Source organism: Desemzia incerta, assembly GCF_900115825.1.
GTDB lineage: Bacteria > Bacillota > Bacilli > Lactobacillales > Carnobacteriaceae > Desemzia > Desemzia incerta.
Genome location: NZ_FOXW01000006.1, coordinates 1 through 20602 on the forward strand (window position 1 = coordinate 1; position 20602 = coordinate 20602).

A 20602-nucleotide genomic window follows, 5' to 3' on the forward strand; every position below is an offset into this window, starting at 1 on the left:
GAGCTAATTGTTTGATAGGCGTGCCTGCATTGAAGTATTCTCGAACAATTGTCTCTTTAATTTCTTTACTGTACTGATTGTTTCGAGCTGTGGTTTGTATTCCCGAAAGGCCATGCTCTTGATATCTAAGGACTTTTTGACCGAAGGCCGAATCCGTTAACGATAATCCATGCTCTTTACTTAACTCTTTAAAACTTACACCTTCTTCAAGATATAACAGAATATATCTCTCAAGCTCATCAATAGTATGTTTGCGGTTAGAACGCATAAAAAATCCCCCTAGAGTAGTTTACTTTTTTAAGTGTCTACTTTAGGGGGAGCATATCAGCTTATAGGCACCGGCTGTTTTTCATTACTCTTCATACTCTAAAATATCTCCTGGCTGACAGTCTAATACTTTACATATAGATTCTAATGTAGAAAATCGAATAGCTTTTGCTTTCCCATTTTTCAAAATCGATATATTCGCCATAGTGATACCTACTTTTTCAGAAAGTTCCGTCACACTCATTTTTCTTTTTGCCAACATAACATCAAGATTGATCCGAATCGCCATAATTTCACCTCAGACTGTTAATTCATTCTCTATTTTTATTTCGATAGCTTCTTTCAATAGTCGTTCTAGTACAGCCGCAAAGATACTGATGACAACTGCTGCAAAAATCGGCAACATTCCTATAATGATCAACCCAGGAGCATCATCCCATTCTGCCACCATTGCGACTAATGGAAGAGCCAGGACATAAATACCGCTGATGACTAAAGCACTTTTTTTGATTTTCTTTAAGGCTGCAACTGAAAGTTCAGAGAACGCCTTACTTACATCTATATAAAGCAGCAACTTAAATGACTGGGATAGAGCTGCAAGATAAGGAATTAAAGAAACGGTTATGAGAAGTAAGATTCCCAGGATAATATACCCTAAGGTCGCTCCGTTTGCCGCCTCTTTATAAGCTGTCTTTCCTATTTCAAACCATAGTAACCCTGTTAAGGCTAAAGGCGGTATCGCCATCAACACAACAGCCAACTTCAATAACCATGTTGATTTTTGTTTCATTCTCAACTTCCTCCTACTAACATTTGACATGAGTTTACCAAACCGTTTATCGTTTATCAATAAATAATTATTGAATTTCATTTTATTATACATTTCTTAAACAAATGAAAGAGCCTGATTACAGCTATTCTGCAATCAGACTTTTAGTTTTTTTTCTATACAAGATAATTTAGTACAAAATAAATCACAAATACTATCGACAGCAGTATAGTCATTCCAGTTAGTTCTTTTGTCTCATTTTTCACGATTTTCAAAAGTGTATAAGAAATGAAGCCAAATGCTATTCCATCTGCAATGTTGAATGTTAACACCGTCATAATCACTGTAAACAGCGCTGGAAAGGCATCTGAAAAATGATCAAATGGGATTTTTTTGATGTTTCCTTGAACCATACTGACTCCAACGATAATCAAAATGGGCGCGACTGCACTCATAGGAATCAAACTTAGAATTGGCAAAATAAACAGTGCCGGAATAAATAATAGACCAGCTGTTAAGGAAGTCAGTCCAGTTTTTCCTCCAGCCGCTACTCCTGTAGCACCTTCAGCTGAAGTACAAGTCGAATTACAGCCCATCACTGAAGCAGCTAAGACAGAAATACCATTTGCTAAATACGCTTTTGGCAACTTGTTACGGTCAGGAAGCATACTCAATTGAGAACCAAGATTTTGAAAGAGTGCCAACATTAACAGAGCAAACACAGCTATCCAAAAATTTGGACTTAGCAGCAAACTGAAATCAAACTGCGCTATCCCATTTGCAAAAGGGGTCAAAGATAAAGAGAACGAACTCATTTTTGAGAGATCAACAACCCCTGTCGCGATTCCGACCAATGTTCCTGCTACAATGCTCAACAAGAAATTGGCTGGTACTTTCCGCTCAAATAAAATCAGCGCTATGACTAATGATATTAAAGTCGTCAGCGGTAAAGGATCATTTAAATTTCCTAACGCAACTAAGGTTCCTTCGTTTCCGACAATAATCCCGCCGTCTTTTAAGCCTAAAAACATAATAAAAAAACCAATGGCTACACTCATACCAGATACTAAAGTTCCTGGTATGGCCGAAGCTAGTTTAGGAGCGATTTTTGATGCTGCAATAATAGTAAATAAGATTCCTACTACTAGTACTACGGTCAAGGCTTGAGGACTTGTGAGCCCAAACGCTCCTACTAATGTAAAAGCAAAAAAAGCATTGTCACCCATTCCCGGAGTAATAATCAAAGGCGAGTTGGCTAAAAAAGCCATCAGCAAACAGCCGATCACTGAACTCAATACTGTAGCTACCGTGACTGCAGCATAATTCATTCCTGTAGTACTTAAGACAGAAGCATTGACCGCAATGATATACGAAACTGAGATGAAACTAGTCATTCCCGCTAAGAGTTCCGTTTTGATCGTATTCTCTTCCTCTACAATATTAAATCTTCGTTTGACAAAATCCTGGATAGACACACTCATAGAACTCTGTTTATGACTCATGGTTTTTCCCACTTCTCCTTTAGACGCAGCCTCAACAATATCTTGCTAACTTTTTCCTGCTGTTATTTTGTTCTCATTATAGCTATCGGTTGTGCAAGTATCAAACCAATTTTTTCCAGTGTCATTAGTTTTTCATTTTTTATTCAAATATAGAAGAAATAGTCAATATTCTCATTCTCTAGAAGTAATTCTCACTCTACTCTTTTCCATACCAATTTTCTTTCTGGATGCTGCACATTAGATAAGTGCAATTTCCCATTTGCCAACTTTACAGAACGAACTTGATTCGTTCCTACATACGAAGAAAGCAAACTGACGGCTACATGAGTGGTAAGCGTCTGTGCTATTTCGTCGATTTGAAATTCCCCAGCGTAAGCGTGATAACCCAATTCAGCCATTTTCTCTTCTGCATCTGTTAAAAAGTTTCCTTTATCACTAGACTGGTCTTCAACTGTCATAATATGGACTGAAATCATGTTTTCTGGAGTAAAAGTGATGAATCCTTCAGCTTCTTTTCCTAATGGATAAACGATTTCTCCATTTTTGCCTTGTGACTGAAAGGATTCTAATGTCCAAGTCGTTCCTGATATCAATTCTTGAAGTTTCCCCATTATTATTTCCTCCTGATGAATACTTTATTCTTTCCAATTCTTTATTACTCCGCCTTCTAGATGTTTCACTGGATCATATTTCGGTTTACTCACTTGTCGGATTCTTTCCTTAATCTCTGAGTAGTGCTCTAGATCGCCTCTTTGCATATCGGGTTCTTTGCCATCAGGATAAGCTCCTATGATTTGAAAATCTTTTGAAGCTGTTATCAATTTATGCGCAACTCCTGCCGGAAGGAGCACGACATCACCTGCTTTAAATGAATAGATTTCTGCATTTGGTCCGCCAAGTTGCACTTCTGCATCTCCTGAAATACATGCCAACACTTCATGAGTGTTTGAGTGGAAGTGGTGATAGGTATAAATACTGCCGACCCATCCGTTGGTGTATCCATTCTGTTCAAAGAATGACAACACTTTTTGCGAAGTGTCTTCTCTATTCAGTTTGTCTGCAATACTTTCTGGATAGTATATAACAGTTAAAGTGCTGTTGGGAAAGGGTTTGTTTTCTTGAATCGTAAAATATTTCGCCATTGATAGATTCTCCTCTCTTATATACCTTAAGTATAAACAAACCTATTATTTCAGTCGAAAATTTCCGCCTATTTCCATGTGCAACAAGCTTTTTCCAAGACAAAACAATGGAAAAAAATGACGATTTTCTATAGGATAAATAAAAATTCACTTTTTGAGTTCGAAAAAAATTATATCTTCCTGCATATGCAATGGTATAATAAATTTTGAGTGCTGTTGTGGAACACAACCATATTGCTGATTATGTTATGACACAATCAGCCGTTACAGTGGCAAGAGCTCATTTTTGTTTGATAGAAAAAAGGAGGGATTATTCTGGAGGAGAAAAACACACTGCTCATTAATCAAAAGACTATAAAAGAATTAGTGGGTATGAAAGATATCAATGAAATCGTCCACAAGACATTCGTAGGATTTGGAGAAGGTACAGTCATTAATCCTACCAAATTAACACTTGATTTAGGTGAAACTGGAGGATATCCTCCATACGAAGGATTCATGAATGCCATGCCCGCTTACATTGGTTGGCAAGATATTGCCGGTTTGAAATGGGTCGGCGGTTTCCTTGGCGAAAGAAAAGAAGCTGGACTTCCTTATATCACCGCTATGATTTTACTACTTAACCCTCACTTAGGGACTTTTACAGCCGCACTAGACGGTGCATATATCACAAATATGCGTACGGGATCTCAAACAGCCAATGCCTTGCGTTATTTAGTGAAAAAGCCGTCTATTTCCATCGGTATGTACGGAGCTGGTATGCAAGCCAGCACCAATATCCTCGCTATTTCAGATTTATTTGACATCTCAGAATTGATTATCTGGAATCATCGTCGTTCTACCGCAGATAAACTTGCTGAGGATGTGAAAGATTTGGTGAAAGGAACGATACGAGTAGTTGAAGATCCTAAAGAAGCCAGTCAAGCAGATGTTCTCATCACGGTCACTCCTGCACAAGAACCGATCGTCAAAGCTGACTGGCTCCAACCAGGAACCATCATCTTCCCTCTGGGTTCTTTCCAAGAAATCGAAGACGAATTGATTTTAAAAGCAGATAAAATCATCGTTGACCATGTGGAGCAAGCTTTGCATCGCGGAGCTTTAAAACATCTGAATAAGCAAGGTAAAGTAACGGAAGAAAATATTTTTGCTACATTAGGTGATTTGGCAGCAGAAAAAACATCTGCCGGTGATTTGTCAAAAGACATCACCATTTGTATCCCGATTGGAACGGGCGCCATGGATGTAGCAATTGCTGGAGAAGTTCACAAACGTGCTCTTGAAAAAGGTTTAGGAGAACACTTCGATTTTGTAGAATAATTTCAAAAAGCCAGTCCAAAATGGATGTCCATTTTTGGTCTGGCTTTTAACTATTTATTCTATCGAGTACGGTATATTTCTGACCCCACTGGTAATAAGGCTAATTTGGCATGTTTAAAGTGCTGCATTCCAAAAGGAATCCCTACAATCGTCAAACAGAAAACAATTCCCATAGCAACTTCTTCTATGACGATCGCAAATCCCCCAAGAAACAGCCAAACAATATTGATCAAGAGTGATGATCCACTATCACTGAAGCGAATCTCTTTTCCAAAAGGAGCTGCAGACATTTTAGCAAATTTAAAACACTGTCTGCCGATTGGGATTCCGATAATTGTTATTGACCACAATATTCCTAAAATCCCCCACGATAGAAAGCTGATAAATCCGCCCAATATAAACCACACAATATTCCCTAATAGTTTCATAATTCTTCTCCTCTTTAATCGTTGTTATTCTGATGTTTACATTACTTATTATAGAGGACAGAATCTAGCAGAACATCAGACTAAATGATGATTTTCCGAATGAATATTGTTTAGCCTAGTCAGGATAACGTACATCCACCACATAAAAATTTGATCTTAGAAAATTTTTCACCAAATTTAGCAAACTTTGTGTAGGTAGCAGAGTATCTTTTTTTATTTGCTGTTTTCTTCCAACCATTTCTTTGCTGCAAACATATCTTCATGTATATCGGATGCCAACTGTCGATTGTAAAATACACTGGCAGGATGGTAAGTACACAAAACAGAATATTTTTTATCCGTCCATTGATAAACTGTATCTTCGAGGTCCGCTAAATACTGAACGGATGTCGTCAGTACTTTTCCATGAAGATCTTTTACTGCTGCTTTCTTTCCAAGTACTCGCTCAATGGCTGACGTACCTAACAGAATAATCAGTGGAGCATCAATAAGACTGATTTCGTAATCTGTCAAAGGTGCATGTGCCAGCACTTCTTTTCGGGTTGGCTTGCGATTGTAGCGTCTCATTTCTTCTTCACCTGTACGCTTATTGAGTTTTAGACGATCTTTAAAAGGACGACTATGAAAGACACTTGTAATATACGTATTTTCTCTCGTTAACCCAGCCGTCTCCATAAACTTCATCAATTCAACCCCTGCTCGTCCAGCAAATGGAGTGTCTATATCTATTGTTACCTCCACTTCCCCAGGTGCTTCTCCGATCAATAGAGCTTTTGGATGTTCCGGACCCTCTCCGCGTAAAAATCCCTCTACAGGAAATCCAGCAGCTCTTTGTTGCGCTAGTTGAATCAGTTCTTTAGTAAGTATCGTTTTTATCATTTGAATGATCACCCTCCTTACTTCTCTTTTAGGTTAGCATATTTTGAGATTTTAAAAAAATGTAAGCTATAAAATCCAGTACATCATGAAACTAATTTGCGCTCAATAAAAAAGCCAGATTGAGACTTTATCTCTCGATCTGACTTTGACTATACACTCATTTATTTTTATAAGAACAATCCAATAAACATTGCTGAAAGAACTGGAACGATGAACCCACCCAACATTCCTCTAAAAGCTAAATTGGATAAATCGTTTTTTCTATTTGGTGCAAAAACAGCCAGTCCAGTAACACAGATAGCAATACTTGAGAATGCACCAAAACTTCCTACTGCAATAGACAACATAGCTACTGCTCTATCTGACAATTCTCCTAATTGAGGTGCCAGTTCTGCATAAGCAACAAACTCATTGATTGACAATTTGGTCCCTAGAACTTGCCCAGCGATGATAGATTCTGATCCTGTCAGTCCCATCAACCAGCCTAGTGGCATGAATAAGTAGCCTAATAACTCCGTAAAACTAGTTCCTACCAATCCTAACAGGCTGTTCAGCAACGCTACAATGGAAATACCGGCAATCAAGCTGGCTCCGATTCCCAAAACCATTTGCAATCCATTATTGATTCCTTCAGCCAAAGCAGAAAACACCGACGTATTATCCCCTTTTCGATCAAGTGTTACATCCGTTACTCGGCTTTCTTCCGTTTCAGGAGTCAATATTTTAGCGACTAAAATAGAACCGAACGGCACCATTGCGGAAGTGATCAATAGCCATTCCATAGGGATCCCCAACAAGTTATATCCTACTAAAATAGATGCTGACATGGATCCCATACCTGCAACCAAGACTGTCATCAATTCTGATCGAGTCATGTCCGGCAAGTATTTAGCTACCAAAAATGGAGATTCCGTTTGACCTAAAAGCATGTTGGCCACAGCTACAAACGATTCAGCTTTTTCAGTTCCCATTAATTTCCCTACAGCCCCGCCGACTATCTTAACAACCCAGCCTACTACGCCCAGGTAACCAAGAATACCCGTCAGACCAGATAAGAAAATGATTACTCCTAATACATCAATAAAGAAATACCCTTTTCCAAATAAATCCCCGAATACAAAGTTCAACCCTTCATTTGCAAAACTAAATAATTTTGTCACTCCTGCAGCCAATTGTCTGATGATCCAACTTCCGACTGGAATTTTGATCAAAAACACTGATAATACCAACTGTGCTGCCACAGCAACTGCCACAGTCTTTTTATTGATTGCTTTCTTGTTGTCCGACATCAAGTATAGAATACCTAATAAAATAATAATTCCAAAAACTGTTATAACTTTATCCATTTCTTTAGTTCTCCATTTCCATTGCTTACTTGTAGATGAACTTTATAACTCGGCTGCTGATTCTTTGGTTACCTCCCACTTTATCTGGATTCACCTCATTTATAAATAATCACAATTTCTCATATTACCATATCTCTATGCTCCTATCAAATGAACTTCTGCTCATAAAGCACATAAAAAACGACTGATCTGTTTAATGATCAGTCGTTTCGCCCTTTTCCTTTTTGACCAGCTGTTTAGGAGTGAGTCCATAAAAATCCTTAAAGTTTCTGATAAATGATGTTGAATCTGAGAACCCTACTAATAAAGCTGTCTCTTGAACAGGTAAATCAAGTGACACTAAAAAGGTTCTTCCAATCTGTACTCGAAATTGGTTGAGCATATCTTTAAAGGTCGTATTGAATGTTTCACTTAATAAATGATTGATTTTTTTCTGCGACAAATTCATACCGGCAGCAGCTTCAACGATAGAAAGTTCTTTTCGACAATTCTCTAAAAGATACATGGCGATTTCCCAAGCATCGTATGATTTTCCGGAAGTTGAAGGATTAGATAATCCTTTTCTATATTCTAAAGGAGTCATTTGCATTATTTCCTTAAACATTTTATAGAAATAAGCTTCCGATCGATACCCGCAGATCTTTCCGATTTGGTTGGTCGATAAATCGTCGTATTGAAATAAAGCTGCGGCGTTTCGTATACGTACTTGATTGAGCAGCTGGTAAAAACTCTTTCCTGTGAGTTCGAATAAACTTGGTCCTACAATTGCCTCTTCGATAGCCAATTCTTTGCTGACGAATGAGGGAGACAAATTTTCTTGATGATGGATTTGTATGTATTCGACTATTTTCCAAGCAGGATTTCGTTGGAATTCTTTTTCCTGAAACTTCCTGGATTGTGTTTTATGAGAGAAATAAGACAGGTAAGCTACTAAAGAAATATGTAATGCTTCCATATTTCCTAGACTCGTCTGCTTTTCAACATATACCGTTTCACATAAGAATTCGATTTGTTTTCTAGTGTTCTCATCTACAGAAGTGATTGGGATAGAGCGGTCTAAATTCTTGATAGCATTCAAATACCTCGTTTTATCGGTACTGATCAATAACAACAGTCCAATTGAAAAACGAATGCGGTATAGTTCAAGAGATTGTTTTCCTGATATTAGTAGTCTGTTGACATGATAAGGCATCAATTGGATAATATCGCCTTCATTTATTGAAAAAGAAGTATTATTGATCTCAATAGCTGCAGCACCTGAAAGAATGATCAAAAACTCGATCTCATTTCGGTAATGTTTCGTTTCTGATTTAGTGATAGTTTCTTTTCGTATGCTTAGATCTGCAGGTTTGAACTTTTGCGAAAAATAATCGACGCTAGTGTATGGAAAATTCTCTGTCATCACTTTCCCCTCCTTACAAATGATTTTACTATAAAGTGAGTGAATAGTCTTTTTTTGCTGATTATTTTAACCTGGAATAGATTATACTACTTGTGAAATATAAAACAAAAGGAGAGATTCCAATGTCAAAAGTATTTATTTTAGGCGGAACAGGTTTTTTAGGTTATTACACAGTTAGAGAATTGTTGTCAAAAGGTTATGAAGTCAAAACAATGGCTTTGCCTCCAATGCCAACAGAAGATCTATTGCCAGCTGAGGTAGAATGCAGCCTTGGAAACATCAATGAGCTCTCTGATGACGAAATTCGTGACTTATTAAGCGATTGTGAGGGTTTTATTTATGCAGCAGGAGCTGACGAACGTGTCGTTCCACAAAAACCTGCAATGAAATTCTTTTATGAAGCAAATGTTCTCCCTACTCAACGATTAGCTCGTTTAGCTAAAGAAGCCGGTGTGAAGAAATTTGTCGTTTTCGGCTCTTACTTTGCTGAATTTGCTGAACGTCTGCCGGAATACAACTTAAGAACCCAAGCTTATCCAAACACCCGACTATTGCAAGAACAAGTTGCATTTGCTGAAGGCGAAGGCAGCATGACGGTTACTTCTCTCCGTTTGCCATACATTTTTGGAACAATGCCAGGCAGAGCTCCTTTATGGAAAATGTACACAGATCAACTAAAAGGAAGACCAGTTTACCCTGTACTAAAAGGTGGAACAGCCATGGTAACTGTAGAACAAGTTGCTGAAGCGGCTGTTGGAGCAATGGAAAATGGAAAACACCGTCATACTTATGCGATTTCAGCTTTAAATATGAAATTCCAAGACTTCTTCCAAATGATGGTAGATGCATTGGGCCAAACAGAAACCACTCAAGTTCCAGTAGTAGAATACGATCAAATGAAATCTGTGTATGAAGATATCGACAGAAAAGCAGCTGAAAAAGGATTAGAACACGGAATGCACATGGTAGTCAGTTCTAAACTCCAAACAGAAGACCTGTACCTAGACCCTGCAGATACCATGTCCGTATTAGGCATCAAAGAACACGACGTCATCCAATCCATCAAAGAAACCCTAGCTACCTGCGTTTAGAGCGTGGAGCAAGGCGCTTAGCTCGACGTACACTTCACGAAAATGAAACTTAGGGCGCTTTTCCCCTAAATTTCATTTTTGGAAAGTGATAGGCGAGTTGCCTTGCGCAACGCGTTTTTAGAGAGCGTGGAGTAAACCGTTTAGACCTTCGTGAAGAGTATAAAAAGATGCAGCCTTTAATTGAAAGGTTCTGCATCTTTTGTATTATGTCTTTATTTTTAATATCATTTGCTTGTTTACTTTCTAGATATCCTTTGACTTCTCTTCTCCTATCTTCCAAAATAGTAACGAAGGTAAATACAGTTATTAAAGGAGTCTTTGCAATGAATACCACTAATATTGAAAAACAAAATAGTCATCTTGATTTGACTGATCCTGATGTAAAAAATGTCTTTGCATTGTACGAAAATCACGCGGAAGTTCCATACATCTCGCCACAGCGCAATCTGCATGAATGGGTGAATTTGGTCAATATCGGATCAGAAAGCTTGGTTCCAAAGCGAAACATGATCCGATTTGAAGAAGATGTGCTGCCTGGTCATTTGATTTTGTTGTGGCGCATTAATTTCGGCACATTTACTACCATCAGCGGTTATCCAAAGTATTTCGAATACGATTATGGAATCAATGCGGATCAAGCTTTACAAGAATTGATCGATAAAGGATATGCGAAAAAACTGTCAGCACTGGATTCCTTGCCTTATTTGAATGCAGCTCAATTAAAAGCCATATTAAAACAATTCGGTTTGAAAGGTTATTCGAAACTAAATAAGGAAGGTCTCATGGAACTTGCTAAATCAGAGTTGATGGAAGAACAAATCAGTCCCCACTTTTCTATCAGAGGTTTTGAGATCACTCCTGCCGGAAAAGAACTGTTGGCTAAATATCCAGAACCTGTCGACCGCCATCCAAAGAAAAAATATTAACATTTGTATTCTTTAATCCAATAAACTAAACTGCTAAAAAACTTTCTTCTCATTAAGAAAAGAAAGTTTTTTAGCAGTTTCCTATGAAAAAAGCTTATTTTAGTTCTTGCCATACTTTATTTAAAAATTCTCCGCTTTTCTCTTTGATCGCCAAATCAAATCGATCCATTTGAGCTACCTCTGTTCGGTTGATCAACACCGAATGTCGACCGCGAAATTCTTCAATAAAATAAGCTGCCGGCATCACATTAAGACTCGTTCCAATAACGATCAGCATATCTGCTTGTTGTAAAGCCTTGATGGCGCCATCGACAACGTGCTCGTCCAATTGATCCCCATACAAAACGATATCTGGTCGTAGCCTATCTCCTTTACTATCTACTGCTATTCCCTTTTCGTCCCATTGAACCTCATGAGCGGGGACAGGTTTATTGGTTTTGACTGACTTCCATTTTGTAGCATCACCATGCAAAGGATAGACAACCGAGCTGCCCGCTGCTTCATGCAAATGATCAATATTTTGAGTGACGATACTGACTTGCTTACCTTTTTCTTCCAATAAACGGAAGAACTGATGTCCGAAATTTGGTTTAGCATCTGGAAAGTCTAGTGTCGTGCGATAGTTCTCAAAAAACAGCTCAGGATAACGGTTGAAAAAAGGCAAACTCAGCGCTTCTTCACCGCTGTATCGTTTCCCAGACAGCTGATCAAAAAAACCACCTGCTGAACGGAAATCTGGAATACCGCTTTCCGTACTGATTCCTGCTCCGGTAAATGCAACGATTCTTTCTGCTTCTTGTATCCATTGTGCAACTTGATTGACCGATTGATTCAAACTATTCACCTTTTCTATATATATTGTTTACTGGTTTCTTGAAATATAAGCAGCTAGATTGGCTAATGAAGAACTCAATCCTTCAATATGAGCCTTCTCATCAATAGAAGATGGCACATTCTCAGCAACAATTTCTACTTTCGTACCGGAAGGAACCGTTTCTAAATTCCACGTCATTCTCATCGTTTCTCTCAATGTTGGATCATCCGATTCAAAAGCTGCTTCAGTGACCACTTGTTTATCTTTTATCAACTTCGTAAAAATGCCTTTGCTAACATCTTTATTGCCTTCTGTTTTTCCAGCTTGAGAGTATTCTGGGTCTAAATACGTTAGGGAAATTTGAAATTTCCCGCTTTCCCACGGTTCATATATTTCTATTTCTCCCCTCATCCCCTCGGGCAGCAACCAAGAAACTAAAGCGTTAGGATTTAAAATCGCTTGATAAATAGTGCTTGTAGAAGCAGCGATTTCTTTCGAAACTCTATCCGTTCTTCTTTTATTTAACTGATTCATAAGAATGTCCTCCATTCCCAGCTGTTCCTAAATTCCAAAAAAAACCAGACCTGTTGTTCGGATATTTTTATCTTCTATTAGTATAACATGCAGCTCTTTGGAATTTGTATTAAAGCATACTGCCGCTTTGCTTTAATACAGCACAAAAAAGCAGTGTGACTTTCTATATCGAAAGTTACACTGCCGTTTCTTCTATTCATTTCGCAAAAAATTAATTTATATTTTCTTTTCCATACATAGAAATCGATTGAATGTTGGTCAATGCTATACTCACCAGAGTTCCTGCTACTACTCCGTAAGCTAGATTATGTGTAAATACAACGATTATGACTGTCAGCAGCATAACTAAACTCTCTTTTTTAGGCATAGACGTCAAGTGTCTAACTGAGCTCCAATCGATTGTTTCATAAGAAACGACGACCATAACAGCCGCTAAAGCAATGATTGGAATTTGCACCACAATTCCATTTAACAGCACCACTGATGTCAACATGAAAAAGCCAGACAGAAATGTAGCTAATCGACCAATGCCGCCGTAACTAATGTTGATGACCGTTTGGCCAATCATCCCGCAGCCGGCGATTCCGCCAAAGAATCCAGAAAGCATATTTCCAATCCCTTGACTGATGGATTCCTGGTTTTTATTACTTGGCGTATTAGTCGACTCATCCACTAATTGTGCGGTCAATAAAGATTCCAACAATCCCACAATCGCTACAGAAAGAGCTGTCGGAAAAATAATTCTCAACGTTTCGACATTCATAGGGACTTTTGGAATACTAAAGGAGGGCAAATCGCTAGATATCTTACCTAAATCTCCCAACATTTGCACGTTTAAATCCAAGCCCAGTACAATCATCGTGATCACGATAATAGAAATAATAGGCGCTGGGATTTTTTTCGTTACTTTAGGCATCAAGAAAATAATGGCAATACCGAGTGCCCCAAGCACCAACAATAGAGGATTTCCTTTAAAATGATCTACTTGAGATAAAAACATCATGATACCTAATCCGTTCACAAAACCCAGCATAACAGGTTGAGGAATATAACGCATTACCTTACCTACTTTAACAGCCCCCAATATAACTTGGATCACTCCGGCTAAAATAGTAGCGGCAAATAAGTAATTCACTCCATGTTCCGCGACCAAATTGGCTAGCACTAACGCTACCGATCCGGCTGCAGCGGAGATCAATCCTGTCCGTGCTCCAAAAAAAGCTGCTGCTGCTGTAATGAAAAATGTAGCATAGATTCCAACAATCGGTTCTACACCTGCTACAATCATAAAACCAACAACCTCAGGGAATAAAGCTAAGCAGACAACGATCCCTGCTAGAATATCTCCCTTAATATTTCCAAACCATTCTTTTTTATATTGTTGCATAAATACCTTCCTTCTAGAAACAAACACTTCCTTAATAAGCTTACAAGAAAATATCATACCACATTGTTGGGTCGGAGGTCGTTTTATTTTAAACATTAAACTGAACAAGATCGAAAAAAACTTCCAGCAATAGGGAGCTGGAAGTTTTTCATCTGTATTTATTGTAAAACAGGTTCTTTCTCGTCTTCTACTATCAAGTTCTTTTCAATCGCTCTTCGACGTAGTTCATCACGGAATTTTGGATGAGCGATATTGATCAACGCCTCTGCTCGTTCACCAAAGGTTTTCCCGATCAACTCAGCTTTTCCATACTCTGTTACTACAGTATCGACATCATTTTTCGATGTTGAGACAATCGACCCATGAGCTAATTCTGGTACGATAGTAGAGATTTCGTCATTTTTCGCTGTAGAATACAAGCAAATGATTCCTCGTCCATCTTTCGTCAAGCGCACACCTTTAGTGAAATCAGCTTGTCCCCCAGTAGAAGAATATAATTTCCCTTGAACCGATTCAGAGTTACACTGTCCATAAAAATCAACTTCAACAGATGAGTTGATCGAAACTAAGTTGTCCACTTTTGCAATGTTCAATAAACCATTTGTTTCGTCACACGGCAACATCAAAATGTCTTCGTTATTGTTCATGAATTCATACAATTTTTTAGATCCAATTGCAAATGTAGAAACAGTTTTGTTTGGATAAGCTGGATTGTTTTTGTTAGTGACAACCCCTTTTTCATACAAATCAACGATTTTATCTGGAAGCATTTCGCTGTATACGCCTAAATCTTTCTTATCCATCAAGTATTCCATAACCGCATTCGGCATAGATCCGAAACCGATCTGAACAGTATCGCCGTCTTTTACTGTATCTGCGATGATTTTTCCGATAGCCAAGTCTTTTTCTTTCAAATGGGGTGTCGGCAATTCCGGTAAATCAACTGTATTTTCTACTAATGCTGCTACTTGACTGATATGGATGTTGTTTTTAGCACCAAAAGTACGAGGCATATTTTCATTCACTTCTAAAATGATTGTTTTTGCATGTTCAATCAATGGTGCCACATAAGAAGGACTCGTTCCTAGTGAGAAGTTTCCGTTTTCGTCCATTGGCGAAACAGTCGCCATAATCACTGGATGAGCAGAACGTTGCAGCAATAATGAAGGGATGTCTGAAAAATGGTTTGGTAAGAAGTCAACAAACCCTTTTTGGTAATACTTACGGTCAGCACCGGATAAGAAAATCGATACTTGTTTCAATTTGCTTGGCGGCAAGTCTAATGGACCAGAACTTGGCAGCATACGGTGTAAGTAGTTTCCTTCTAAATTCTTGTTTTCGGGTAACGCTTCCAATAATGCAGGTGGTTCACCTGGGTTGATTGGGAAAATGATCTCTTCCCCAGGTTCTACTAATTGCACAGCTTTTTCAGGAGTCGTTAATTTTTCTTCGTATAGTTTTTTGTAGTCAGTAATTGTCATAATGGTTCCCCCACTTCATTTATAAAGAGCTATTGGCAAATACTTATTTTCGTTTGAAAGCAGCTTTTCTTTTTTCTGTAAAAGCTGTCATTCCTTCTTTTTGATCTTCTGTAGCAAATAAAGCTCCGAACATCTCAGCTTCCATTTCTAATCCATGAACCAAGTCCATTTCATAACCGCGGTTGATTGCTTTTTTGCTGGCTTCTACTGCTAATGGAGATTGTTTCATGATGGCTTGTGCCATTTTTTCTGCTTCTGCTGTTAAATCTGCTGCTTCAACCAATTGATTCAACAGTCCGATACTCATTGCTTCATTGGCATTGATCGTTTTAGCGGTGTAAATCAATTCTTTTGCTTTAGCTAAGCCTACTAAACGGCTTAATCGTTGCGTGCCGCCGAATCCGGGAGTAATGCCTAATCCAACTTCTGGTTGACCGAATTTTGCGTTCACGCTGCCAATTCGGATGTCACAAGACATCGCTAATTCGCATCCTCCGCCTAGTGCAAATCCATTAACAGCTGCAATAGTTGGTTGGCGCAAGTTCTCTAATTGACTAAATGCTGCGTTGCCTAATGTAGAAAAGTCGCGGCCTTCAATAGCGTTTTTGTCTTTCATTTCTTTGATATCTGCTCCGGCAACAAAAGCTTTCTCTCCAGCGCCTGTGACGATCAATACATGGATATCTTCATCTTTTTCGATGGCTTTTAGTACTTGAGTCAATTCTTCAAGAACTTCCTTATTTAATGCATTCAAGTTTTTCGGACGGTTGATGGTTAATGTTCCGATTCCATTTTTCTTTTCTAAAAGAAGAGTATTGTATTCTAGCATCCGTGTTCCTCCTTATGAGTAAGTGTAAAAACCTTGACCCGTTTTCTTTCCTAATCTTCCTGCTTCTACATACTTTTTCAATAATGGACAAGGACGGTATTTTGGATCGTTGAATCCTTCATACAAGACTTCCATGATTGCTAGACAGACATCCAATCCAATATAATCAGCTAATGCGATTGGTCCCATTGGATGGTTGGCTCCTAATTTCATCGCTTCATCTACTTCTTCTGCAGATGCTACCCCTTCAAATACAGTAAAAATCGCTTCATTGATCATCGGGATCAAAATACGGTTTACAGCAAACCCTGGAGAATCTTTTACGTCAATAGCCGTTTTGCCGACTTTACGACTCAATTCTTGGATAATGTCAGCTGTTTCTTTACTCGTTGTCAACGCACGGTTCACTTCGACCAATTTCATCACTGGAACTGGATTGAAGAAGTGCATTCCGATTACTTTATCTGGACGATTAGTTGCGCGAGCGATTTCTGTGATCGATAAAGAAGATGTGTTGCTTGCTAAGATCGTTTCAGCTGGAGCGATTTCACCTAATTGCTTGAAAATATCCAACTTGATTTTTTTGTTTTCAGTTGCTGCTTCGATGACTAATTGAACGTCAGCTGCGTCTTTATAGTCTGTCGATAACGTAAAACGGTTTAAGATTTCTTGTTTCTCTTCTTCTGTTCTGCGTTGTTTTTGAACATCACGGTCTAACTGTTTAGAAATTTTGTCTAAACCTTTTTGAACAAATTCTTCTTTGATATCGTTTAAGATGACATCATAGCCGTTTTGAGCCATAACTTGAGCGATTCCGCTCCCCATTTGGCCTGATCCAACTACCATAATTTTTTTGATTTCCATCGTTATTCCTCGTTTCTTCGTTTGTTTGTCGCTATCCAAGGTTGAGATACAATGCATCTTTGGGCATCGCTTCCGCCACCATAAATTCTAGTTAATTGAGCGTCTCTGACGAATCTTTCAATGTCGTTGTCCCGCATATATCCATATCCGCCTGTCAACTGCATCGCCAATTCGGCTGTTTCTACAGCGACTGATGAAGCTTTCAATTTGATCATTGCGTACGTTCTTGCCTCTTCAGCCCGGTATTCGTTCACTTGTCCCAATAGTGCTTTAGCGGCACAAATTTCTGTATAGGCATCGGCCATTTTATGTTGATTGGTCGGCAAATCAATCAAACGCTGACCAAAGCGGCGATCTTTTTGCATATACGTCAATGCCCGTTCAAAAACTCCTTCTGCAATACCAATACTTTGTGCTGACACAAACAACTTATTGTAGTCTTTGATAGCACAACATTGTTCTATCCCGCCAGGACTGCCTCCTAATACCAAGTTTTTAGGGATTTCGACTTGATCGAATCCTAAACTGGCTACCGGCATGCCTCGAATACCCATTTTTTCTTCTTGAGGACCGACTGTAAACCCTGCCATTCCTGCTTCTACTAAAAAGATCCCGTATCCTTCTTCTCCATCCAACGAAAGCGTTCGAGAGACGACCGAATAAATACCTGCTTTTCCAGCGTGGGAGATATAATTCTTAGATCCATTCAGTTCCCAGTGAGTGTCTTTTTCGACAGCAATCGTTTCCATTTTTTTGAAGTCGCTTCCAGCATCCAGCTCGTTCATCGCAAATGCTCCCAGTATCTCTCCACTCAATAAAGCGGGAAGGTAGCGTTGTTTCTGCTCTTCCGTACCGTACTGATGGATAGGTGTGATTCCAAATGAAATTTGGGTCAGCAGCACACTTCCAGTAGAAGTGCATTCTCGAGAAACAACTTGTGCGACTTTTAAGCTATCACTGAAAGTTCCTTCAAGTCCTCCGTACTGTCTATTAAAGGGGATACGCAACACGCCCAAGTCAGCTAAATAATCAAAGGTTTCCTGAGGGAATTGTTCATTTTCATCGTACTCTTTTGCCTTTCCTCTAACTTCTGATTCTGCATAGACTGTTACTCGCTCTATGATGTCCTCGATGGAACGTGTTGCCATGATGTTTCCTCCTCTAATCGTTACCGCTTATCTTTCTACAATAAGTGAGATTCCTTGTCCGCCGCCAATACATAAAGTAGCTAAACCATACTTAGAATCGCGTTTTTTCATTTCATGTAACAATGTAACCAATACCCGTGCTCCACTTGCTCCGATAGGGTGTCCAAGGGCAATAGCTCCACCGTTTACGTTCACAATATCCGTATTGAAGTCTAAGTCCGTGATAACGCTCAATGCTTGAGCTGCAAATGCTTCATTTGCCTCGATCAAGTCTAAATCAGAAGGTTTCAAATTAGCTTTTTCAAGAGCTTTTTGTGTTGCCGGAATAGGACCGCATCCCATAATTCTTGGTTCTACACCTGCGCTTGCATAAGATTTGATTGTTGCTAATGGCTCAAGACCTAATTCTTCTGCTTTTTCACGACTCATGATGATGATGGCTGCAGCTCCGTCATTCAAACCTGATGAGTTCCCTGCTGTTACAGATCCGCCGTCTTTTTTGAAAGCTGGTTTTAACTTGCTCATGCCTTCCATAGTTGTTCCAAAACGTGGATGTTCATCCGTATCAACAATTTTCGGGTCGCCTTTGCGTTGTGGAACTTCTACTGGAACGATCTCGTCTTTAAAGCGTCCTGATTGAATCGCTTTTTCTGCATTGTTTTGACTGCGAACTGCTAATTCATCTTGTTGTTCTCTTGTAAATCCATATTCTTCAACAATATTTTCAGCGGTTACTCCCATGTGGATATCGTTGAAAGCATCCATTAATCCGTCTTTCAGCATCGTATCAACAATCTTGCTGTCTCCCATGCGTTTGCCCCAACGAGCATCTTTCAAGACATATGGTGATTGACTCATGCTTTCTGTTCCACCAGCGATGACTACATCATTATCGCCAAGCATAATCGATTGAGCAGCAAGTGCGACTGTTTTCAGACCTGATCCACATACTTTGTTGATGGCATATGATGGCGAACTTTTTGGGATCCCAGCTTTTACTGCTACTTGGCGTGCAACGTTTTGCCCAAGACCAGCACTTAAAACGTTACCAAAAATCAATTCATCAACTAAATTAGGGTCTAGATTGATATTTTCCATTGCTTTCTTAACCACGAGCGTTCCAAGGTCAATAGCTGTGACATCTTTAAGAGCGCCTCCAAAAGATCCGATCGGTGTACGTAGTGCTTCTACAATAACTGCTTCATGCATGTTGTATTCCTCCAATTAATTTGTTATAAGCGGTAGTTAGACTAAAATGTAAAGTGTATGTTTTTAAATGTAAGTGTAAGAGTGAAAAAAATATAAAACGTTTACAACCCAAGATTAACAACATTCCTATCAACCGTCCACAAAGCAATTATGAGACGAACTATAAGTTGAATTAATAGTTAAAGCGCTTTTTTCACAAATTGAACGACAAAAAACACCTTCTTTACAGAAGGTGTTCAATAGTTAAGGTTTGATGCTTGTTTATATCCACACAAAGTTTACTTAAAAAAGTTCATTTTAATCGATTGGCTGATAAAAATAACTCAACATAGATTCATGAACGTAAGTTTCCACTGGTGAATACGTGTTTTTGATTGGTCGGCAAAGCAAGACGTTAAATGGGATAGGATCTTCAAAATGCTTCATCACTACATTATCGTTATTCAAATACCTCTTGATTGGTGAAGGCAAAACAGCTACAACATCCGAATGATTGGTTGTTTCTACTAAGAAGTCCCAAGAAGCAGAAGTGATTGTCACTTTAGCATCTGAGTTTTTATCCTCAAGCTTTTGCTTAACCAATTGATTCGTTACAAAAGAAGCTTTAAAAGTCCCTACTTGATAAGGATCCAAACTCTTCCACTGAATTGTTTCTTCTTGAGCTAAAGGATGTTGCGGATTCATAAAAGCTGTGTATTCATCGATCTGAATGATGTGTTCTTCAAATGATTTCGGATCTAAGTCCGTTGGAGCTACCAACACGACATAGTCTAAATCTTTTTTCAACAACATACGTCTCAATTCATGTGACCCTTCTTCAATGATCTCTATTTTGACATCTGGATTTTCGACGATAAAGCGTGAAAAGAAATTAGAAAACAGCACAGTAAGAACAAGTGATGGCAAACCGATACGTATCGTTCCTTTTTGCTTAGCTGACTCTTTTCTAACCGTTTCCTGCATCTCTTCGTGCATTTTAACGATTTTTAAAGCGTAAGCATAGACTTTTTTCCCACTAGGTGTCAGTTCTTCTAACCGTCCATTACTGCGGACAAATAGTTCGATTTCTTCATCACGTTCAAAGTTTGTAATAAATTGGCTTAGGGCAGATTGAGAAATATGAATCCTCTTAGCTGCCAGGGACAAGTTGCAACCGCATTCAACTATTGTGATGAAATAGTTCATTTGTGTAATATCCATTGGTGACTCTCCTTGTTTCAGTTAACCAGCAAAGTGATTTGAAGCTATTATACCATCTTATAGG

The 20602-nt window shown here is 38.8% G+C and carries 22 protein-coding genes; 3 read left to right on the top strand and 19 right to left on the bottom strand.

What is annotated here, in order from left to right:
- From BM137_RS08260 to BM137_RS08285, 6 genes are all read right to left on the bottom strand, one after another.
- Nucleotides 1–268, bottom strand: a 268-nt coding sequence (locus tag BM137_RS08260) for a hypothetical protein (RefSeq protein ID WP_143084238.1), incomplete at its 3' end; no start/stop codon positions are given.
- Between the two features lie 84 nt (nt 269–352).
- Nucleotides 353–556 (bottom strand): helix-turn-helix domain-containing protein, encoded by a 204-nt coding sequence (locus BM137_RS08265; protein ID WP_092480700.1) that lies wholly within the window; start codon nt 554–556, stop codon nt 353–355.
- A gap of 9 nt (nt 557–565) precedes the next feature.
- Complete coding sequence (locus BM137_RS08270; protein WP_092480701.1) at nt 566–1057, bottom strand: DUF2975 domain-containing protein; 492 nt, start codon at nt 1055–1057, stop codon at nt 566–568.
- A gap of 155 nt (nt 1058–1212) precedes the next feature.
- Nucleotides 1213–2538 carry an NCS2 family permease gene (locus BM137_RS08275; protein WP_218147508.1) on the bottom strand — a complete coding sequence of 442 codons (1326 nt, stop codon included), beginning with the start codon at nt 2536–2538 and terminating at the stop codon, nt 1213–1215.
- Nucleotides 2539–2729: 191 nt separating this feature from the next.
- Nucleotides 2730–3149, bottom strand: coding sequence for a lipocalin-like domain-containing protein (locus BM137_RS08280; RefSeq protein WP_092480702.1), 420 nt, complete (start codon nt 3147–3149; stop codon nt 2730–2732).
- Between the two features lie 24 nt (nt 3150–3173).
- Nucleotides 3174–3680 carry a cupin domain-containing protein gene (locus BM137_RS08285; protein WP_092480703.1) on the bottom strand — a complete coding sequence of 169 codons (507 nt, stop codon included), beginning with the start codon at nt 3678–3680 and terminating at the stop codon, nt 3174–3176.
- Between the two features lie 339 nt (nt 3681–4019).
- Between BM137_RS08285 and BM137_RS08290 the strand changes: the two genes are divergently transcribed.
- Nucleotides 4020–5000, top strand: a complete 981-nt coding sequence (locus BM137_RS08290; protein WP_280521794.1) for an ornithine cyclodeaminase family protein — start codon at nt 4020–4022, stop codon at nt 4998–5000.
- A gap of 59 nt (nt 5001–5059) precedes the next feature.
- Here the strand turns inward: BM137_RS08290 and BM137_RS08295 are convergent, their stop codons facing one another.
- The 4 genes from BM137_RS08295 to BM137_RS08310 form a co-directional block, all read right to left on the bottom strand.
- The gene (locus BM137_RS08295; protein WP_092480705.1) at nt 5060–5428 is read right to left on the bottom strand and encodes a YccF domain-containing protein; all 369 of its coding nucleotides are present in this window, start codon (nt 5426–5428) and stop codon (nt 5060–5062) included.
- Nucleotides 5429–5641: 213 nt separating this feature from the next.
- On the bottom strand, nt 5642–6307 hold the full coding sequence (locus BM137_RS08300) for a uracil-DNA glycosylase (RefSeq protein ID WP_092480706.1): 666 nt from the start codon (nt 6305–6307) through the stop codon (nt 5642–5644).
- A gap of 167 nt (nt 6308–6474) precedes the next feature.
- Nucleotides 6475–7653 carry a NupC/NupG family nucleoside CNT transporter gene (locus tag BM137_RS08305; RefSeq protein WP_092480707.1) on the bottom strand — a complete coding sequence of 393 codons (1179 nt, stop codon included), beginning with the start codon at nt 7651–7653 and terminating at the stop codon, nt 6475–6477.
- Nucleotides 7654–7846: 193 nt separating this feature from the next.
- Nucleotides 7847–9055, bottom strand: a complete 1209-nt coding sequence (locus tag BM137_RS08310) for a helix-turn-helix domain-containing protein (protein ID WP_092480708.1) — start codon at nt 9053–9055, stop codon at nt 7847–7849.
- 122 nt (nt 9056–9177) lie between these two features.
- Here BM137_RS08310 and BM137_RS08315 point away from each other — a divergent pair, with 122 nt between their 5' ends.
- Together BM137_RS08315 and BM137_RS08320 are read left to right on the top strand one after the other, a co-directional pair.
- A complete protein-coding gene (locus tag BM137_RS08315; RefSeq protein WP_092480709.1) occupies nt 9178–10146 on the top strand; it encodes an NAD-dependent epimerase/dehydratase family protein in 969 nt (322 codons plus the stop codon).
- A gap of 323 nt (nt 10147–10469) precedes the next feature.
- Nucleotides 10470–11072, top strand: a complete 603-nt coding sequence (locus BM137_RS08320) for a hypothetical protein (RefSeq protein ID WP_092480710.1) — start codon at nt 10470–10472, stop codon at nt 11070–11072.
- 94 nt (nt 11073–11166) lie between these two features.
- On the opposite strand, the gene BM137_RS08325 is transcribed toward BM137_RS08320, so the two are convergent.
- The 9 genes from BM137_RS08325 to BM137_RS08365 all read right to left on the bottom strand — a co-directional run bounded on the left by BM137_RS08325 (nt 11167) and on the right by BM137_RS08365 (nt 20538).
- On the bottom strand, nt 11167–11907 hold the full coding sequence (locus BM137_RS08325; RefSeq protein WP_177192542.1) for an NAD-dependent protein deacylase: 741 nt from the start codon (nt 11905–11907) through the stop codon (nt 11167–11169).
- Nucleotides 11908–11934: 27 nt separating this feature from the next.
- On the bottom strand, nt 11935–12420 hold the full coding sequence (locus tag BM137_RS08330; protein ID WP_092480712.1) for an SRPBCC domain-containing protein: 486 nt from the start codon (nt 12418–12420) through the stop codon (nt 11935–11937).
- 211 nt (nt 12421–12631) lie between these two features.
- Complete coding sequence (locus tag BM137_RS08335; RefSeq protein WP_244887676.1) at nt 12632–13807, bottom strand: SulP family inorganic anion transporter; 1176 nt, start codon at nt 13805–13807, stop codon at nt 12632–12634.
- Nucleotides 13808–13965: 158 nt separating this feature from the next.
- A complete protein-coding gene (locus tag BM137_RS08340; protein WP_092480713.1) occupies nt 13966–15288 on the bottom strand; it encodes an acetyl-CoA hydrolase/transferase family protein in 1323 nt (440 codons plus the stop codon).
- A 43-nt stretch (nt 15289–15331) separates the two neighbouring features.
- Nucleotides 15332–16117, bottom strand: a complete 786-nt coding sequence (locus BM137_RS08345) for an enoyl-CoA hydratase-related protein (RefSeq protein WP_092480714.1) — start codon at nt 16115–16117, stop codon at nt 15332–15334.
- A 12-nt stretch (nt 16118–16129) separates the two neighbouring features.
- Nucleotides 16130–16981, bottom strand: a complete 852-nt coding sequence (locus BM137_RS08350; protein WP_092480715.1) for a 3-hydroxybutyryl-CoA dehydrogenase — start codon at nt 16979–16981, stop codon at nt 16130–16132.
- A 2-nt stretch (nt 16982–16983) separates the two neighbouring features.
- Nucleotides 16984–18129, bottom strand: coding sequence for an acyl-CoA dehydrogenase family protein (locus tag BM137_RS08355; protein ID WP_092480716.1), 1146 nt, complete (start codon nt 18127–18129; stop codon nt 16984–16986).
- A gap of 27 nt (nt 18130–18156) precedes the next feature.
- Nucleotides 18157–19338: an acetyl-CoA C-acetyltransferase gene (locus BM137_RS08360; protein WP_092480717.1), complete on the bottom strand. Its 1182-nt coding sequence runs from the start codon at nt 19336–19338 to the stop codon at nt 18157–18159.
- Between the two features lie 297 nt (nt 19339–19635).
- Nucleotides 19636–20538 carry a LysR family transcriptional regulator gene (locus BM137_RS08365; protein ID WP_092480718.1) on the bottom strand — a complete coding sequence of 301 codons (903 nt, stop codon included), beginning with the start codon at nt 20536–20538 and terminating at the stop codon, nt 19636–19638.
- Between the last annotated feature and the right edge of the window lie 64 nt (nt 20539–20602).

Bases quoted from the DNA above. Each gene is read 5' to 3' on its own strand.
- BM137_RS08320 (WP_092480710.1), top strand. From the start codon at position 10,470: ATGAATACCACTAATATTGAAAAACAAAATAGTCATCTTGATTTGACT.
- BM137_RS08365 (WP_092480718.1), bottom strand. From the start codon at position 20,538: ATGGATATTACACAAATGAACTATTTCATCACAATAGTTGAATGCGGT.
- BM137_RS08270 (WP_092480701.1), bottom strand. From the start codon at position 1,057: ATGAAACAAAAATCAACATGGTTATTGAAGTTGGCTGTTGTGTTGATG.
- BM137_RS08310 (WP_092480708.1), bottom strand. From the start codon at position 9,055: ATGACAGAGAATTTTCCATACACTAGCGTCGATTATTTTTCGCAAAAG.
- BM137_RS08305 (WP_092480707.1), bottom strand. From the start codon at position 7,653: ATGGATAAAGTTATAACAGTTTTTGGAATTATTATTTTATTAGGTATT.
- BM137_RS08300 (WP_092480706.1), bottom strand. From the start codon at position 6,307: ATGATAAAAACGATACTTACTAAAGAACTGATTCAACTAGCGCAACAA.
- BM137_RS08295 (WP_092480705.1), bottom strand. From the start codon at position 5,428: ATGAAACTATTAGGGAATATTGTGTGGTTTATATTGGGCGGATTTATC.
- BM137_RS08355 (WP_092480716.1), bottom strand. From the start codon at position 18,129: ATGGCAACACGTTCCATCGAGGACATCATAGAGCGAGTAACAGTCTAT.
- BM137_RS08350 (WP_092480715.1), bottom strand. From the start codon at position 16,981: ATGGAAATCAAAAAAATTATGGTAGTTGGATCAGGCCAAATGGGGAGC.
- BM137_RS08330 (WP_092480712.1), bottom strand. From the start codon at position 12,420: ATGAATCAGTTAAATAAAAGAAGAACGGATAGAGTTTCGAAAGAAATC.
- BM137_RS08335 (WP_244887676.1), bottom strand. From the start codon at position 13,807: ATGCAACAATATAAAAAAGAATGGTTTGGAAATATTAAGGGAGATATT.
- BM137_RS08285 (WP_092480703.1), bottom strand. From the start codon at position 3,680: ATGGCGAAATATTTTACGATTCAAGAAAACAAACCCTTTCCCAACAGC.
- BM137_RS08265 (WP_092480700.1), bottom strand. From the start codon at position 556: ATGGCGATTCGGATCAATCTTGATGTTATGTTGGCAAAAAGAAAAATG.
- BM137_RS08345 (WP_092480714.1), bottom strand. From the start codon at position 16,117: ATGCTAGAATACAATACTCTTCTTTTAGAAAAGAAAAATGGAATCGGA.
- BM137_RS08315 (WP_092480709.1), top strand. From the start codon at position 9,178: ATGTCAAAAGTATTTATTTTAGGCGGAACAGGTTTTTTAGGTTATTAC.
- BM137_RS08340 (WP_092480713.1), bottom strand. From the start codon at position 15,288: ATGACAATTACTGACTACAAAAAACTATACGAAGAAAAATTAACGACT.
- BM137_RS08360 (WP_092480717.1), bottom strand. From the start codon at position 19,338: ATGCATGAAGCAGTTATTGTAGAAGCACTACGTACACCGATCGGATCT.
- BM137_RS08275 (WP_218147508.1), bottom strand. From the start codon at position 2,538: ATGAGTCATAAACAGAGTTCTATGAGTGTGTCTATCCAGGATTTTGTC.
- BM137_RS08280 (WP_092480702.1), bottom strand. From the start codon at position 3,149: ATGGGGAAACTTCAAGAATTGATATCAGGAACGACTTGGACATTAGAA.